This is a genomic window from Acinetobacter sp. ANC 3781 (assembly GCF_004331285.1).
Classification (GTDB): domain Bacteria; phylum Pseudomonadota; class Gammaproteobacteria; order Pseudomonadales; family Moraxellaceae; genus Acinetobacter.
The window spans coordinates 21408-36809 of the sequence record NZ_SJOH01000004.1 but is presented as its reverse complement, the minus strand read 5'-3'; the positions used below and the strand labels follow the sequence as shown (position 1 = coordinate 36809).

Sequence of the window (15402 nt, the reverse complement as noted above, 5' to 3'; positions counted from 1 at the left end):
GCAATTAAATGTATTGATTATCCAAATTCAATTTGGAATAACGCTTCGCAAGCACATTTAGCAGAGATAAGAAAAAATAAAGGAATTTCATCCGTTTTATTAATAATATCTGATGCCATCTCTGATGATGTTTTTATGAAATTCTGCTCAGAAAATGTACATTCATCAGTTTGCAAAAATATTATTATGAATTCTATAAAAGATTTAGATAAGATAATTGATAAAGCCATGAAAGAATCTTGTGGAAAATCTAGAGAAGCTGAAAGTTGCATAAATTTAAAAGAATCAATAAAAGATTTAGAACAACTTCTTAACAAATAATATCTAAGTAAAAGACACCTCAACAGAAGGTGTCTTTTGATTTAATATAAAAGCTCTTATGAGAAACGCAGTTTTTTAAATTTTATAATTTATTCGAAGTCTATTCTGTAAGTATCAGCTAAGGCTATCGATTAATCAGTTTACTCTAAATAATTTCTCGCCACCTTCACATAATGCCGCGCTGAATAAGGCAAAAACTCTTTTTCTTTATCTGTAAGCGGACGGACTTTTTGTACCGGGCTACCCACATACAAATAACCACTTTCCAGACGTTTACGTGGAGGAACTAAAGAACCTGCGCCAATCATCACATCATCTTCAATCACCACATCATCTAAAATAATTGTGCTGATGCCAATTAGAACTCGATTACCAATCGTACAGCCATGTAATTTCACGTGATGACCAATGGTGACATCTTCACCAATAATCAGTGGTGAGCCTTCAGGCTTGTCGGCTTTTTTATGGCTGACATGCAACATCGCATGATCTTGCACATTACTGTTTTTGCCAATATGAATATGATTTACATCACCACGAATTACGGCAAAAGGCCACACCGATACATTTTCAGCCAAAGTCACGTCACCAATCACCACGGACATTTCATCAATATAGCAAGTGACATCAATTTCAGGATGGTGATCTAAATAAGGGCGAATATTCTTTTTCATCATTAGAAGTCAGTGCAAGGGTGTGGAGTGATTATAAAATAAAAAAGCACCTAGACCGAAGTATAGATGCTTGAACTTAAGTCTAAATTTTTAAATTAGAATAAGTTAGAGAAAAATTGTTTGATATGGTCGATCATTTTTGCAAAGAAACCTGCTTCTTCAACATCTTGAAGTGCAATAAGCGGTTTTTCTGAAATCACTTTGCCATTAATACTGGCTACATATTTACCCACCACCTGACCTTTTTTAAGTGGAGCAGTCAATTTTGGTTGAACAACCAGTTGTGTTTTGATCGCGTTAGCCTGACCTTTTTGCATGGTAACGTTAAAGTTTTCAGCTAAGCCAATTTGAACGTCATTGCTTTTACCATACCAAACTTTGGCTTTAGCCAAGACCTGATTGGCAGGCTGTACTTTAACGGTTTCAAAGTTTGCATAACCCCAAGCCAAGATTTCACGTGTCTGAGATGCACGCTCGTTCATGCTTGGCGCACCAAAAATTACTGAAATTAAACGCAGGGGGCCGCGTTTGGCAGAAGTGGTTAAACAGTAACCTGCTTCGTCAGTATGACCGGTTTTTAAACCATCTACACTTGGGTCGGTATAAAGCAAGGCGTTACGGTTACCTTGTTTAATGCCATTAAAAGTAAATTCTTTTTCAGAGTAGATTGGGTAATACTTTGAACTGTCATGAATAATATGTTGCGCAAGCGTTGCCATATCTTTTGCAGTCGAGTAGTGACCTTCAGCAGGCATGCCTGTCGAATTGATGAAGCTGGTATTGGTCATGCCAATACGTTTTGCTTCTTCATTCATCATGTGGGCAAAAGTGCCTTCATTCCCGGCAATATGTTCTGCCATGGCTTTAGAAGCATCATTACCTGACTGGATGATAATCCCACGAAGCATTTCTAATGCTGTTGCAGTACCGTTCAGCGGGACATACATACATGATTCCGTGCTACTACCACGACACCATGCCGACTCGTTCATACGAACCTTTTCATCTTCCGTAAGATCACCACTCAATAACTTCTGTTCGATGATGTAACTGGTCATCATCTTGGTCATTGAAGCAGGTGCTAATTTTTCGTTTTCATTTTTAGATGCGAGGATTTGCCCCGTCTCATAGTCCATCAAAACATAAGATTTATTATTGAGTTCTGGCGGTGCAGATAAGACAGATGCTGCGAATGTGAAACTAGGCAATAGTAATAATGCAGCAAGGGCGCTTTTGTGGGTCATTCTAGGTGGTTCCAATATCTTGATATAAGCACAAAGAGCCTAGCATTCTAGGATAAAGCTAGACCGACTTCTACGGAGAAATCGGCTTATTTCAAAAGTATTGTAACCAATTGGTGTTAATTACTGTAAGTCATCAACTCTTGGCAAATTTCTTTATTTTTTGCATCACCGGCTTTTTTCGCATCACTACGTGCTTCAGTTAAAATTGATTTAAATTTTTTCTCTTTGCTGAGCTTGTTTAAAGCTGAAACCGCATCTTTTTCTTGCGGTAAATATTCATGTGCAAGTTTGGAATATCCTTTCGAAAACTGAGCATCATTTTTCACCAAGCTTGGGCAGACTTCCGAGAGTACATAAATTGCAGCAAGTTCTTGTTGAGTGACTTTTTGAATGGGGGTAACTTCAATATTTTCGTCTTGTTGTTTCGCTGCATGAGTAGCCGAGAGTGACATTGCAGCAGTGGTCAATAGACCCAAAGAAAGAGATTTGAACAGAGATAATTTCATTTAAGCAGACCTAAATTATTTAAAAACATAACAATATAAATAAGCTTAACGATATTTTTGGTAATTGTAAGTACACAAATGTATTGAAGCTGTTGAAAGTTGAAGAAACAATGAATCGACTTTAAGAGTTTAATCTGGCTTGTATTTATTTTATAAAAACAGGGCATGAAGCTGGATAATCTTCATGCCCACATATAGGATGCTCACTAGGCTGAGTATTCTATATCAATAATCTGTTATGACTTAGGCTTCGTAATTTACGACCTCATTACACACTGTTTTTTGTTCGTCTTTACTGGTTTCTTTGGCAGCTTGACGCGCTTCATCAAGAACAGATTTATATTCTGAATCTGCCTGAATTTTATCGTAAGTCATCGATTTGTCTGAATAGTCTTGCAGATAAGTCTGAATCAGTTGCTGAATATTGTGATTAAATTTTGCATTTTTACCCAGAATCGCAGGGCACACTTCAGCCATAACCTGAGTTGAAGCAATGTCCTCTTTAATCAGGGTATTGGCTTCTGCTTGAGTTAGGCTTTCATCGGCTAAAACAGCTTGTGATAGTAATGCTGCCAAACCTAAACCCAAGAAGCCACGAAGTGAGATCGTTTTAATCATTTTTTAGTCACATATTTTGAATGGAGGTCGATCGTTAAATATATATAATTCTTTATATTATTCAATCAAATGTTCTGACCAGTCATTTTTTAAACTATTTTGAGATTTTAAGTGAATATATTAATTGCCAATGATGATGGTGTTTTTGCTCCCGGTATTCAAGCGCTTGCGCATGCTTTATCGCCTTTGGGGCGTGTAGTGATTGTTGCGCCAGAAAGCGAGCGCAGTGGTTATTCCAGTGCTTTGACTCTAGATCGACCATTACGTCCCATCCAAATTTCTCCCGATGTTTGGGCAGTCAATGGAACACCGGCAGATTGCGTCTATCTGTCTATGAATGGGCTATTTGATTTTGAATTTGATCTGGTGGTTAGCGGTATTAATAGTGGCGCTAATCTGGGCGATGATGTGCTTTATTCGGGAACAGTCGGGGCAGCATTTGAAGGTCGCTTAATGAAACAACCCGCAATTGCCGTATCGATGGCAGGACAAAATGTCCGTTCTTACGAAAACCCAAAAGATTATGCTGTCGCTGCACAATGGGTGCATGATTTTATTGCTTCAGGTTTACCGGTTTTACCTCCACGTCACATTTTTAATGTCAATATTCCTGATGTGCCTGAAATACAAGGTTCGAAAATCACCTATCAGGGTAGACGCAGTCAATCAAAACCCATTACCAGTCATGTAGACCCACGTGGCCGTCAAGTCTATTGGATTGGACTTTCAGGCGAAGCTGTGGCAGATCCGAAAAAAGGTTTAACTGAAATAGAGTCGGACTTTTTTGCAGTCGCGAATGGGTATGTCAGTATCACACCTATTCAAATGGATGCTACCAATTACGAGATTTTGAACACATTGCATGCACAGTTTTCTAAATAGCCTGAAGTAGTGTTATAACTTTGTGAAAATGTAGTGTTGAAATAATTTTTTATATACTTTTTTGCTAATCTTAGCGCAATTCAATAAATACATTTATATGTAGAGAGGAAGAGTAATGCTCTTGGTGTCATCTTATCGCTTATTAGCTACGCCTTCAGCCTTGCTGAAAACCATTGTGTTGTCTACAGCGGTTATTTCCACTGTTATTTTGAGTGGTTGTGCTTCAAAACCACAAATTCATAATTCAACACGTTATGCGACTGCACCAGACTACTATACGGTTCGTTCTGGTGATACTTTAAGTGGGATTGCTGCACGTTATGGTTTAGCCTATACCAGTGTTGCGGATATGAATGACATCACGCCGCCGTATCGCATTTATGTGGGGCAATCTTTACGTTTAAAAGATTCAGGTTCACGCCGTACCACGACGACTCAAGCCGTAACCCAAGCTGCGCCGATTCAACGTCAAACCGTTCAAATTCCAACCAGTCCAGTGAAACCTGCTGCACCTGTTGTAGCGAATGTTCCAACGGCTCCTGTAGCAACCTCGAAAGCATCTGCGTTACGCTGGGTTAAACCAAGCAATGGTGCAGTGCTGCAAAACTTTAATTTAGCCAATAATATTAAAGGAATTCGCTATACTGGAAACGTAGGTGATGCAATTTATGCGGCTGCAGATGGGCAAGTGGTATATGCAGCAGACGGGTTAAAAGAATATGGTAACCTGATTCTGATCAAGCATATTAATGGTTACATTTCAGCGTATGCACATAACAGTAAAATGAACGTGAAAAGTGGAGAAAATGTGACGGCTGGGCAGAAGATTGCAGAGATGGGTTCATCAGGTACAACCCGTACCATGCTTGAGTTTCAGGTGCGTCTAGATGGTAAACCTATTGATCCAACCCAGGTATTACCTATTAATTAAATAAATTAATACATTACTTAAATTTCACCGTATAATACAATGAGTTGCTTTTATCGAAAGATAAAGCATCTCATAAGTTCAGAGGGAAATTTATGTTAGATCAACTTCGAGCAATGGGTGTCTTTGCTTGTGTTGTAGAAAAAAATTCGTTCAGTGGTGCTGCCCGTGATTTAGGTATCACCACCAGTGCTGTAAGTCAGCAAATTCGTTCTTTAGAACATGAGATGGAAGTTACCCTTTTACATCGTTCTACCAGAAAGTTGAGTTTAACTGAAGCGGGACAAGCTTTTTTCCACAGCTGCCAAGAGATGCTTGCTGCTGCAGAGCGCGGAAAGGTACGGATTAATGAGCTGCGTGATGACCTTGTTGGGGACTTACGTATTGCAACTACGCCAGAATTAGCCGCAAATCATGTCATTCCAGCCTTATCACATTGGATGTCTGCTCATAGAGGGTTGGCGGTTCATGTAGAAGCTGACAATCAATATATTGATCTGATTGAAGGTCGTATTGATATTGCGTTGCGTATAAGTTCAAAAATTGAAGACAATAATTTGCATGTAGTGCCGCTTGCTCGAGTTGAGCAGGTTCTGGTGGCTTCACCAAGTTATTTGAATCAGTCGATACCCATTTCACGTCCTGAGGATTTAAAGCATCATGATTTAATTCCGATGAATGTGATCAAAAATTATCAATATTTGTCATTCCAACATGTCGTAACAAGTGAAGACATCAGTTTAGAAATGAGTTCGAGATTGACCTCAAATAATGTTCTGGTTGCCAAAGCATTATGTCAGCAAGGGCATGGAATCGCTCGAATTTTATATCTAGATGCACAAAAAGATTTAATCAATGGTGCTTTGGTTGAGGTTTTACCAGAGTGGAAATTACCGAGTTTCACCTTGTATGCCATTATTTCAAAACATGAACAACAGCCGATGAAAATTCACCGTTGTTTAGAAGCATTAAAACAATATTTCTGCCAGTTACCCGGTGGCAGAAATTATCAAGAAGCTTCATAAAAGCCGAGCAGTATAAAAAAAAGCCGCTATCAGCGGCTTTTCATTTTTTGAAGGGTGAAAGAATTAAGCTAGAAAGGCTTTAATCATTTTTACAAGACGAGAAATCAATTGATCTGCTTGTTCTTGAGTAATATTAAGTATTGGCAATAAACGAACCACGGAACCTGCAGTTACGTTAATAATCAAATGATATTCATCACGTGCGATATTCACCAGTTCACCACAGTCTTTCGGTAACTCGATGCCGATCATTAGACCAAAACCACGTACTATCACGTTTTGATCAGCCAGTTTGCTGCGCAGCTGATCAACAATATAGGCACCTTTTTTGGCAGCATTGGCAACGATATTTTCTTTCTGCATAATATCGAGAACGGTATATACCACACGCGAACCGAGCGCTGTACCACTATAGGTTGAACCATGGTTGCCCGCAGTCAGTACACCGACTCCACGACCTTGAGTCATTACCGCACCAATCGGGAAGCCGTTCCCTAAACCTTTGGCCGTGGTTAAAACATCTGGAATAATACTGGTATGCTGGTAAGCAAAGTATTTGCCGGTACGACCATTCCCTGTTTGAACTTCATCCAACATCATCAACCAGTTATGCTGATTACAGATTTGACGAATTTCTTCAAGGTAGCTAAACCCTTGAGGTGCAGTATTTACACCACCTTCACCTTGAATCGGTTCAACAAAAATAGCCACGATGTCCGGATGGTGAATGGCTGCTTCTTCAATGGCTTCAATGTCACCAAAAGGTACACGAATAAAACCTTCAACCAGCGGGCCAAAACCTTCCTGAACTTTTTTGTTGCCGGTTGCTGCAAGGGTCGCCATGGTACGACCATGGAAAGAACGGTCTGCAACAATAATTTTTGGATTGGCAATGCCTTGCATTGATCCAAACTTACGGGCAATTTTAATGGCACCTTCATTGGATTCTGCACCGCTGTTCGAGAAGAAAATTTCTTCCATGCCTGAAACTTCAGCAAGTTTTTGTGCTGCAGCAGTTTGCCAAGGGACTTCAAATAAGTTGCTGGTGTGAATGAGGGTTGCAGCTTGATCGGCAATGGCTTCAGCAATAACAGGATGAGCATGACCTAGACCACATACTGCAATTCCTGTAAGTGCATCAAAATATTCAGTGCCATCTTCTGTATAAAGATAAGAACCTCGACCGCGAACAAAGCTGATCGGCTGACGGCCAAATACTGGCATCAAGTGTGAAGGTTGATCAGATTGCACTGGGGCAAGGGTAATGTTATTCATGACTAACTCTTATCTGTTAGGTGGGAAAATAAAGGTTTATCTAAGCAAAAACTGCTACAGAATAAAAGCCCAAATGGAAATAAAAATGGAAATATTGCTTTAGCCATACTGTTTTGTTAAGTTTTGGGTATAATGCGAGGCAGATTAGTTGAGGATTTATCAATGACTGAACAAGCACGCGACACTGAAGCGTTAATTCGCGACCAAATTGCTAAACATGCAGTACTTCTTTATATGAAGGGTACGCCGCAATTCCCACAATGTGGTTTCTCTGCACGTGCGGTAGAAGCACTCAGTCAAATTGGTCGTCCATTTGCTTATGTAAACATTTTGGAAAACCAAGACATTCGCGCAACTTTGCCGCAAATTGCAAATTGGCCGACATTTCCACAATTGTGGATTAATGGCGAATTAATTGGTGGTAGCGATATCATGCTAGAGATGTTCCAAAAAGGTGAGTTAAAAACCTTGGTAGAACAATACAGCCCAGCATCTGAAGCTTAATTCAGTTGTGAAGTGATTAAAAAAGCGCCTTAAGGCGCTTTTTTAATGGAAGATGTGAATGAAGGTTTTTTAATAGAGGCCTTTAAAGAAGCAGATTATTCTGCTTCAGAATTGTCCTTGTTGGCCTTTTTAGATTCGACAACATCAGACGGAACAGGCTGTTTTTCTGCTTCCTCTTTTAGCTTTTTCTTGGCTTTTTTCTTTTTCTTTTTTTTCTTGGAGTCATCTTCAAACTCTGCACCATCTTCAATGGCCTGCCAATATTCAAGTTGCTCCATAACGGCAGCATAAATTGAATTTTTGCTATAACGACCTTTTTTGTTTAGGGTACCGACAGGGCGAGCCATGAGAATCTCTAAAGCCTGATCGATGGTCTGAATGGCATGAATATGGAATTGACCTTTTTCAACTGCTTCAATGACATCGTGTCGCAGCATTAAATGTTGCATATTTTGACGTGGAATAATTACACCTTGTTTGCCGGTCAAACCTTGTAATTTACAAGCATCGAAGAAACCTTCAATTTTTGCATTCACGCCGCCAATTGGTTGGACCTGACCGAGCTGATTCATTGAACCGGTGATTGCCCAGGACTGGTCAATTGGCAGTTGACTAATGGCTGATAAGAGCGCAGACAGTTCAGCTACGGTTGCGCTGTCACCATCCACCTGACCATAGCTTTGCTCAAAGGCGAGGGCAGCAGAAAAATGTAGAGTCTGTTCACGACCAAAATGCGCTTTTAAGAAACTCGACATCAGTAACACGCCTTTGGCATGTAAGGAGCCACCGAGTTCAACACTGCGTTCGATATCCAGAATATCACCACCGCCTTGATAAACCGAAGCGGTTAAACGCGAAGGCAAACCGAATTCAACATCTGCATACTGAATTACAGAGAGCGCATTAATCTGCCCTAAACGGTGTCCTTTGGTCTCAATGAGCTGTGTGCCACGTGACAAATCTTCCCAGTACAATTCACGTAAATAACCGAGACGGTACTTACGGTGATCGAGTGCGGTATTGATATGTTTATCGGTAACGATTTTGTCACCCGATTTTTCAGCATGATGATGGGCTTCGCGAATCAAATCACCCAAAGTTAAAGCATGTAATGACAATGAACTTTGGTCTTCTGCCTGCCGACTTGAATCAGTTAGTAATGCTGCTAAGGCAGAGCGATCAAAAGGGAGTAATTTATCTGCTTGCACATAATCGGCAATCAGCTGCATATATGCCTGCTCATTAGTGTCATTACGTTGTAATGTATCGGTAAAGTCAGCACGGATTTTAAATACACTGCCGAGTTCCGGTTCAACTTCCAGGATTTCATAATAAACTTCAGGTTCTGCAAGTAAAACAACTTTCAAACTCAAGGGAATAGATTGCGGTTCAATCGAAATACTGCCTGTTAAAGTCAGCATATGTTCAAGTGAAGATAGTTTTAGCTGCCCTGATTTTAATGCACGTTTCAAACCTTGCCATGCATAAGGCTGTTCAAGTAGTTGCTCTGCTTCGAGCATTAAAAAGCCGCCATTGGCTTTGTGCAGTGTGCCTGGACGAATTAGAGTGAAGTCTGTGGTAATGGTGCCATTTTGCGTAAGCTGTTCGACATGACCTAATAAATTGTAATGCGTTGGGAAATCTTCAAAAATCACTGGAGCGCCAGAATTAGGCTTATACGAAACAATGATATTGGCTTGATAACGTGCAGGCACGCGGCTAAATAGGCCTGGCGTAAAGTCATCTTCTTCTTGTTCAAGCACAATTTCAACATTGTTAATAATGTCTTCAGCATAGTATTTGAGATAGTCTTTTAAGCCTTCCACCTCACCAAACTTATTTAAAATTTGCTCGATACGCGGCATCACCACCTGTTTTGCGATATTGCGATTTAAAGTTTGCACTTTGTCGCGTGCATCATCTTCTAAATCGCCCAAATGTAGGCCTAAGCGTTCTAGTTTTTTGTCCATGTAACGCATGTTTGTTGAAATTTCAGCGCGCTCTTTACTGTTGAGCGCATTAATGTCTTCTGCTGTCATTTCTTCTGGAGAATCATCAATGAAATGTACCGGAACAAAGCAATGTTCTTCATGACGGGTAATCAGTTTCAGATCAAGTGCTTCACCTTCTTTGGTGAGATCAATTAAGGCCTGGCGTTGCTCATCCCCAATTTGCTGGCGAATCAGTTCAATACGGTTGTGATAAATTTCTGCAGTAAAACGGCGTTCCAATTGCTTTAAAATCGTTTGCCAGGTTTGATGCAACAGTGTTTGAAATTTTGCTGCTTGACCAGAAGGAAGTTCTAACGCAATTGGTTGGCGTGGCAGTTTAAAATTATTGACATAGACCCAGTCGTTTGGTGTCGGCATGGTTTTGGCGTGTTGTTGTAATAAACGCTTGATCATGGTGCGTTTACCTAGGCCCGCTGTACCCACGGCAAAAATGTTATAGCCTGAATAAGGTAAAGCAATACCTGCTTCTACAGAGGCACGTGCGCGATCTTGCCCCAGAAAATTATTTAGGGGTTTAAGGCGACGTGTTGATGCAGGAATTTTATCGTAATTAGGAATATGCGTCAGTTGTTCAGATTTTAGTTTGGTTTTTTCTAATGTGCTTTGTATTTCTGGTTGTTGAAATGCAGAAGTTAAAATGTTTTGGCTCGGTTGTTCAATGTTGCTGATAATATTGGCGGATAAAGAAGAGTTCATTTGCTCGAGTCTTTGGGTCACTGTGAAAATCCAAAACGAAATATTGCGGTAGAGAGTTAAAGGTATACAGGTTTGCTTGAAAAATTCAAGCGGACATGCTGCTTTAATCAATAAAATAAAATAATCATTTCGTAAATATTGTTGAAACCTATCGCATTACGCGTTTGAATAGCGACATTGAGTTTTTGCAGAACATAATAAATCAATGACAACACAATCTACTGGATGGAAATCGGCCTTTACCGCATTTCTTGATCGCCGTGCCCTTATTATGCTGTTTTTAGGTTTTTCCGCAGGTATTCCCATATTACTGATTTTTTCAAGCCTGTCTTTATGGCTCGGAGAAGCCGGAATTGATAAAAGCGCGGTGACTTTTTTTAGCTGGGCCGCCCTGGGTTATTCTTTCAAATTTGTGTGGGCCCCGTTAATTGACGAATTACCAGTTCCTGTATTAACGAAAATACTCGGTCGTCGTCGGGCATGGTTGCTAATTGCGCAAGTGCTGATTATTTGCGCCATTTGTATTATGGCATTTTCAAATCCTGCACTCGGGCAAAGTTATTTGTACCAGATGGCAGTGGGGGCAGTATTACTGGGCTTTTCTGCAGCAACCCAAGATATTGTTATTGATGCTTACCGGATTGAACTTGCAGAAACTCAAATGCAGACCGTTCTGGCCTCGACCTATAATGCCGGTTATCGCATCGGGATGATTGTTGCAGGTGCAGGAGCATTGTTTTTAGCAGCTTCATTAGGCACAGCGAAAGGTAACTATATTTATAGTGCATGGAAAATGACTTATTTAGCCATGGCTGCGGTGATGGTGGTGGGGATTATCACCACATTGGTGATTCGTGAACCGCAAGTGAATCGGATCTATAAAGATTATAAACGTACCGATTACTATCGCTTGGTTGCTGTATTTTTCGTGGCCGTGATCAGTTTTGTACTGAGCTATATTTTCTCTGGAAACTTAACCGAAGCGATTAAATCTCAATTTGAAATTTCAGATTCGATCTTATTGTTCTGCTTTGAAGCCCTGCGTTTTATTGGCTCTGCTGCTGTTGCCGTATTGATTGGTACCTTGCTGGTAAAAATGGGTGCCGTAAACAAACAAATGGCATTTGAAACCTGGGTCAATCCGATTGCAGATTTCTTTAAGCGTTATGGTGTAAAACTGGCATTAGTGTTGTTGCTGTTAATTGGTTTTTACCGTATTTCCGACATTATTGCCGGTGTAATCTCCAATGTGTTTTATCAGGACTTAAACTTCACCAAAGAGCAAATTGCTGAAGCAGTTAAAATTTACGGCGTGATTTTTAGTCTGGTTGGCGGTTTCTTGGGTGGTTTACTGGCACAGCGCATGAACATTATGAAGTTGATGTTTATCGGCGCAATCTTGGCCAGTTCAACCAATCTGATATTCATTGGTCTGGTAAAATCAGGACAGCAAATCAATGATGTCAATGTGACAGTCGGACAACAAAGTTATAATGTGCAGTCAGATGAAGTCGGATACTGGAAACTCAAAGTACCGAGTCAGGTATTGGCACAGGCCAATGACATCCAAGTTACCGCACAATATCAGGAGGGTTCACAAAATACTGCAATCACGACAGTGCCATATTTAAAGCAGGATGCAAAACAATCTAGTATCCAGATATTGCCTGTAACCAGTGACAATACCATTGCCTTATATGAGAAAAATAATAGTTTGGTGATTCGTGGACAGTATTTTGGACCGTTACTGTCTGAATCTCGAAAAATTGTTTTAAGTTTAGATGGTCAGAAATTTAATGCAAATCTGGATAAAACAGGCGTGTTTAGTGCGGCAATTCCGGCTGAGATATTGATCAATTCCGCTTCTAAACAGCTGGTTGCTGAAGTGATTGAAAATAATCAAGTCTTGTCAACCACCCAGCATCGCTATACGACCAATATGAATTTGAGCGCCGCCAAAGATTTAGATGTCGATGTCCAGCCTTTACCAATCATAAATACCCAATCCACTGACGAAATTGAAATTACAGGCAAGGTGATTAAACCTTATAGTTCTCTGTGGTTATATTTTGCCATTATTGTCGATAACTTGGCCTCTGGTCTTGCAGGTGCTGCATTTATTGCGTTCTTGTCGAGTTTAACCAGTGTGTCATTTACCGCAGTGCAATACGCAATTTTTAGCTCACTGATGACTTTAACTCCTAAAATTTTAGGCGGTTATTCGGGTACGATCGTAAGCAATATTGGTTATCCGAATTTCTTCCTTATGACTACGCTGATTGGAATTCCCATTTTGATTTTAGTGGTATGGGTGGCGAAGTTATTAAAGGAACATTCCGCTCAACAAAGCTAAATAAACCTGTTCAAGTAGATTTAGCAATTAAAAGCCTATTTTGTCTTTTTGATGAAATAGGCTGTTTCTTTTTTAGAGTGTGATTGGACTATAAATAAAAGCTGGACAAGTAACATCAGTTCGATTAATTCTACTCTCGCTGAGTGGAAGCCCATTCCATCCTACCGCAAATCAATCGTTTAAAAAGCAACATCCCTCGCTGCTTTTTAAGGGGTAAAATTTGAATTATCTTGCTACATTGCCTATATTGGCAGTAAATAAGGAATGAATAGGAAAGTCAAAGATGCGCATGCTACATACTATGTTACGTGTAGGTAATTTGGAGCAGTCGTTAAAGTTCTATACTGAAGTGCTTGGTATGACTTTGCTTCGTAAACGTGATTATGAAGAAGGTCGTTTCACTTTAGCGTTTGTGGGCTATGGCGATGAAAAAAACAATACTGTATTAGAGCTGACCCATAACTGGGATACTACAAGTTATGAGTTGGGTAATGGGTATGGTCACATTGCCATTGCGGTAGATAACGCTTATAAAGCCTGCGAAGAAATTAAAGCACGCGGTGGTAAAGTTGTACGTGAAGCGGGGCCAATGAAAGGCGGCGTAACAGTCATTGCTTTTGTTGAAGATCCAGATAGTTATAAAATCGAGCTTATTCAGCAAGATGTAAATGCCAGAAATAACTAATAGACTCCTTTTATAATTGTTGACACCCTTTTTATTTTTCTTCTATAGCGGAAAAATAAAAAGGGCTTAGAAAGAAATTTAATTATAAAGTGATATAGATTAACTAAATATTGAACATTGCATTGAAAAACTGGCTTTATTTATTCAGCCCAGTAAGATGAAACTTTACCGCTAGGTAAATTCACTTATTGGGCTTTTTTATATTTTTTAATAATTACAGGATGTAGCAATGTTAAAACTGTTGGCATTGGATCGCTTTACTATTTTGCTGATTATTATGGTGATTTTGGCAACAATAGTTCCCGTATCTGGTTTGGCTGCAAATATTTTTGGGCTAATTACCTCAGGCGCAATTGCAATTTTATTCTTTTTGCATGGGGCAAAACTGTCTAGAGAAGCTGTGGTCCAAGGTATGATGCATTGGAAATTTCATGTGCTGGTGTTTGCTTTTACATTTGCACTCTTTCCGCTTTTAGGGTTGTTGGCGAAGCCCATTTTATTGCCCTTGTTGGGGCGTGAGTTATACTGGGGTTTCTTGTTCATGTGCTTTTTGCCATCAACCGTCCAGTCCTCTATTGCCTTTACCTCTGTTGCAAAGGGGAATGTGGCCAGTGCAGTGTGCAGTGCTTCATTTTCCAATATTGTCGGGATGTTTATTACCCCGGTACTGGTCAGCTTTTTTATTTTAGGTCAGTCACAACATGGCTTTGATCCGACCTCATCCATTATTCAAATTACCTTGTTATTGCTGGTGCCTTTCGTATTGGGACAGTTATTGCGTCCGTATGTTTATCCGTTTATGTTGAAATTGCCAAATATCGTCAAGGCGTTCGATCAGGGCACTATTCTCATGGTGGTTTATGGAGCCTTTAGTGGGGCTGTAGTTGCAGGATTATGGGATGTGGTCAGTTGGCAAACCTTATTAATTTTAACAGTGGCATGCTCAGTGTTTTTAACTGTGATTATGCTGTTGGCTTTTTACCTTCCAAAATGGTTGGGTTTTAACCGGGAAGATCAAATTGCGATGTTTTTTTGCGGTTCCAAAAAAACTTTGGCAAGTGGTGTACCGATGGCACAAATCTTATTTATCGGACAGCCTTTAGGGATGATTGTTTTGCCGATTATGATTTTCCACCAAATTCAATTGATGGTGTGTGGTGTTATTGCTAACTATTGGTCAAAGCAGCCTATAGAGGAATTTAAAACTGTAGATGAGTTAAAAGAATAATTAGCTATCTGATCTTATTTGCCGTATAATTAGGCCACTTGTTGTGCTTAGCTCTGGCGGTATTCGTCTCGGTGGGCCAAAAGAATGGTCTGTTATGGTGTTGGTCTGGCTTTTCCTTGGATAGGCTTTTCCTCATGAATCATGAGAGTGATCAATTGCGATGACAGCATAAGCCTTTCTTAACTTAGGAGTAATCGACGATGCGCGCCGATATTCACCCAAAATATGAAACATTAGTTGCTACTTGTTCATGTGGTAACGTAATCGAAACTCGTTCAGCGATTGGTAAAGAAACTCTTTACCTTGACGTATGTTCAGCTTGCCACCCATTCTATACTGGTAAACAGAAGAATGTGGACACTGGCGGTCGTATCGACAAGTTTAAACAACGTTTTTCTGGTATGTCACGTTCTATCAAACGTCCTGACTAATACTGTTAAATGTAGAAAAA

At 40.0% G+C, this 15402-nt stretch carries 15 protein-coding genes; 8 read left to right on the top strand and 7 right to left on the bottom strand.

Annotation, left to right across the window (positions count from 1 at the left end):
• Positions 1 to 17: 17 nt before the first annotated feature.
• The 5 genes from E0H89_RS16665 to E0H89_RS04155 form a co-directional block, all read right to left on the bottom strand.
• The gene (locus tag E0H89_RS16665) at positions 18 to 230 is read right to left on the bottom strand and encodes a hypothetical protein (RefSeq protein WP_250697835.1); all 213 of its coding nucleotides are present in this window, start codon (positions 228 to 230) and stop codon (positions 18 to 20) included.
• 231 nt (positions 231 to 461) lie between these two features.
• Positions 462 to 995: a gamma carbonic anhydrase family protein gene (locus E0H89_RS04170; protein WP_131214995.1), complete on the bottom strand. Its 534-nt coding sequence runs from the start codon at positions 993 to 995 to the stop codon at positions 462 to 464.
• A 95-nt stretch (positions 996 to 1090) separates the two neighbouring features.
• A complete protein-coding gene (dacC, locus tag E0H89_RS04165) occupies positions 1091 to 2239 on the bottom strand; it encodes a D-alanyl-D-alanine carboxypeptidase PBP5/6 (RefSeq protein ID WP_131214739.1) in 1149 nt (382 codons plus the stop codon).
• A gap of 116 nt (positions 2240 to 2355) precedes the next feature.
• Complete coding sequence (locus E0H89_RS04160) at positions 2356 to 2745, bottom strand: MCR_0457 family protein (protein WP_131214737.1); 390 nt, start codon at positions 2743 to 2745, stop codon at positions 2356 to 2358.
• Between the two features lie 243 nt (positions 2746 to 2988).
• A complete protein-coding gene (locus E0H89_RS04155; protein ID WP_131214735.1) occupies positions 2989 to 3363 on the bottom strand; it encodes an MCR_0457 family protein in 375 nt (124 codons plus the stop codon).
• Between the two features lie 111 nt (positions 3364 to 3474).
• Here E0H89_RS04155 and surE point away from each other — a divergent pair, with 111 nt between their 5' ends.
• The 3 genes from surE to E0H89_RS04140 all read left to right on the top strand — a co-directional run bounded on the left by surE (position 3475) and on the right by E0H89_RS04140 (position 6198).
• A complete protein-coding gene (gene surE, locus E0H89_RS04150; protein ID WP_131214733.1) occupies positions 3475 to 4245 on the top strand; it encodes a 5'/3'-nucleotidase SurE in 771 nt (256 codons plus the stop codon).
• 115 nt (positions 4246 to 4360) lie between these two features.
• The gene (locus tag E0H89_RS04145) at positions 4361 to 5176 is read left to right on the top strand and encodes a peptidoglycan DD-metalloendopeptidase family protein (RefSeq protein WP_131214731.1); all 816 of its coding nucleotides are present in this window, start codon (positions 4361 to 4363) and stop codon (positions 5174 to 5176) included.
• 92 nt (positions 5177 to 5268) lie between these two features.
• Complete coding sequence (locus E0H89_RS04140; protein WP_131214729.1) at positions 5269 to 6198, top strand: LysR family transcriptional regulator; 930 nt, start codon at positions 5269 to 5271, stop codon at positions 6196 to 6198.
• A 63-nt stretch (positions 6199 to 6261) separates the two neighbouring features.
• Here E0H89_RS04140 and E0H89_RS04135 read toward each other — a convergent pair whose 3' ends face one another.
• Complete coding sequence (locus E0H89_RS04135; protein ID WP_131214727.1) at positions 6262 to 7473, bottom strand: aspartate aminotransferase family protein; 1212 nt, start codon at positions 7471 to 7473, stop codon at positions 6262 to 6264.
• A 162-nt stretch (positions 7474 to 7635) separates the two neighbouring features.
• Here E0H89_RS04135 and grxD point away from each other — a divergent pair, with 162 nt between their 5' ends.
• The gene (gene grxD / locus E0H89_RS04130) at positions 7636 to 7977 is read left to right on the top strand and encodes a Grx4 family monothiol glutaredoxin (RefSeq protein ID WP_067863978.1); all 342 of its coding nucleotides are present in this window, start codon (positions 7636 to 7638) and stop codon (positions 7975 to 7977) included.
• A 95-nt stretch (positions 7978 to 8072) separates the two neighbouring features.
• Here grxD and E0H89_RS04125 read toward each other — a convergent pair whose 3' ends face one another.
• The gene (locus E0H89_RS04125; protein WP_424619822.1) at positions 8073 to 10685 is read right to left on the bottom strand and encodes a Lon protease family protein; all 2613 of its coding nucleotides are present in this window, start codon (positions 10683 to 10685) and stop codon (positions 8073 to 8075) included.
• 205 nt (positions 10686 to 10890) lie between these two features.
• On the opposite strand from E0H89_RS04125, the gene E0H89_RS04120 reads away from it, so the two are divergent.
• The 4 genes from E0H89_RS04120 (at position 10891) to rpmE (ending at position 15382) form a co-directional block, all read left to right on the top strand.
• Entirely contained in the window at positions 10891 to 13038 is a 2148-nt protein-coding gene (locus E0H89_RS04120; RefSeq protein ID WP_131214723.1) for an AmpG family muropeptide MFS transporter, read from the top strand.
• 283 nt (positions 13039 to 13321) lie between these two features.
• A complete protein-coding gene (gene gloA, locus E0H89_RS04115; RefSeq protein ID WP_131214720.1) occupies positions 13322 to 13723 on the top strand; it encodes a lactoylglutathione lyase in 402 nt (133 codons plus the stop codon).
• Between the two features lie 229 nt (positions 13724 to 13952).
• A complete protein-coding gene (locus E0H89_RS04110; RefSeq protein WP_131214718.1) occupies positions 13953 to 14951 on the top strand; it encodes a bile acid:sodium symporter family protein in 999 nt (332 codons plus the stop codon).
• Between the two features lie 200 nt (positions 14952 to 15151).
• Positions 15152 to 15382 (top strand): 50S ribosomal protein L31, encoded by a 231-nt coding sequence (rpmE, locus tag E0H89_RS04105; protein ID WP_131214716.1) that lies wholly within the window; start codon positions 15152 to 15154, stop codon positions 15380 to 15382.
• Positions 15383 to 15402 lie beyond the last annotated feature (20 nt).

Bases quoted from the DNA above. Each gene is read 5' to 3' on its own strand.
- E0H89_RS16665 (WP_250697835.1), bottom strand. From the start codon at position 230: ATGGCTTTATCAATTATCTTATCTAAATCTTTTATAGAATTCATAATA.
- E0H89_RS04170 (WP_131214995.1), bottom strand. From the start codon at position 995: ATGAAAAAGAATATTCGCCCTTATTTAGATCACCATCCTGAAATTGAT.
- dacC (WP_131214739.1), bottom strand. From the start codon at position 2,239: ATGACCCACAAAAGCGCCCTTGCTGCATTATTACTATTGCCTAGTTTC.
- E0H89_RS04160 (WP_131214737.1), bottom strand. From the start codon at position 2,745: ATGAAATTATCTCTGTTCAAATCTCTTTCTTTGGGTCTATTGACCACT.
- E0H89_RS04155 (WP_131214735.1), bottom strand. From the start codon at position 3,363: ATGATTAAAACGATCTCACTTCGTGGCTTCTTGGGTTTAGGTTTGGCA.
- E0H89_RS04145 (WP_131214731.1), top strand. From the start codon at position 4,361: ATGCTCTTGGTGTCATCTTATCGCTTATTAGCTACGCCTTCAGCCTTG.
- E0H89_RS04140 (WP_131214729.1), top strand. From the start codon at position 5,269: ATGTTAGATCAACTTCGAGCAATGGGTGTCTTTGCTTGTGTTGTAGAA.
- E0H89_RS04135 (WP_131214727.1), bottom strand. From the start codon at position 7,473: ATGAATAACATTACCCTTGCCCCAGTGCAATCTGATCAACCTTCACAC.
- grxD (WP_067863978.1), top strand. From the start codon at position 7,636: ATGACTGAACAAGCACGCGACACTGAAGCGTTAATTCGCGACCAAATT.
- E0H89_RS04125 (WP_424619822.1), bottom strand. From the start codon at position 10,685: ATGAACTCTTCTTTATCCGCCAATATTATCAGCAACATTGAACAACCG.
- E0H89_RS04120 (WP_131214723.1), top strand. From the start codon at position 10,891: ATGACAACACAATCTACTGGATGGAAATCGGCCTTTACCGCATTTCTT.
- gloA (WP_131214720.1), top strand. From the start codon at position 13,322: ATGCGCATGCTACATACTATGTTACGTGTAGGTAATTTGGAGCAGTCG.
- E0H89_RS04110 (WP_131214718.1), top strand. From the start codon at position 13,953: ATGTTAAAACTGTTGGCATTGGATCGCTTTACTATTTTGCTGATTATT.
- rpmE (WP_131214716.1), top strand. From the start codon at position 15,152: ATGCGCGCCGATATTCACCCAAAATATGAAACATTAGTTGCTACTTGT.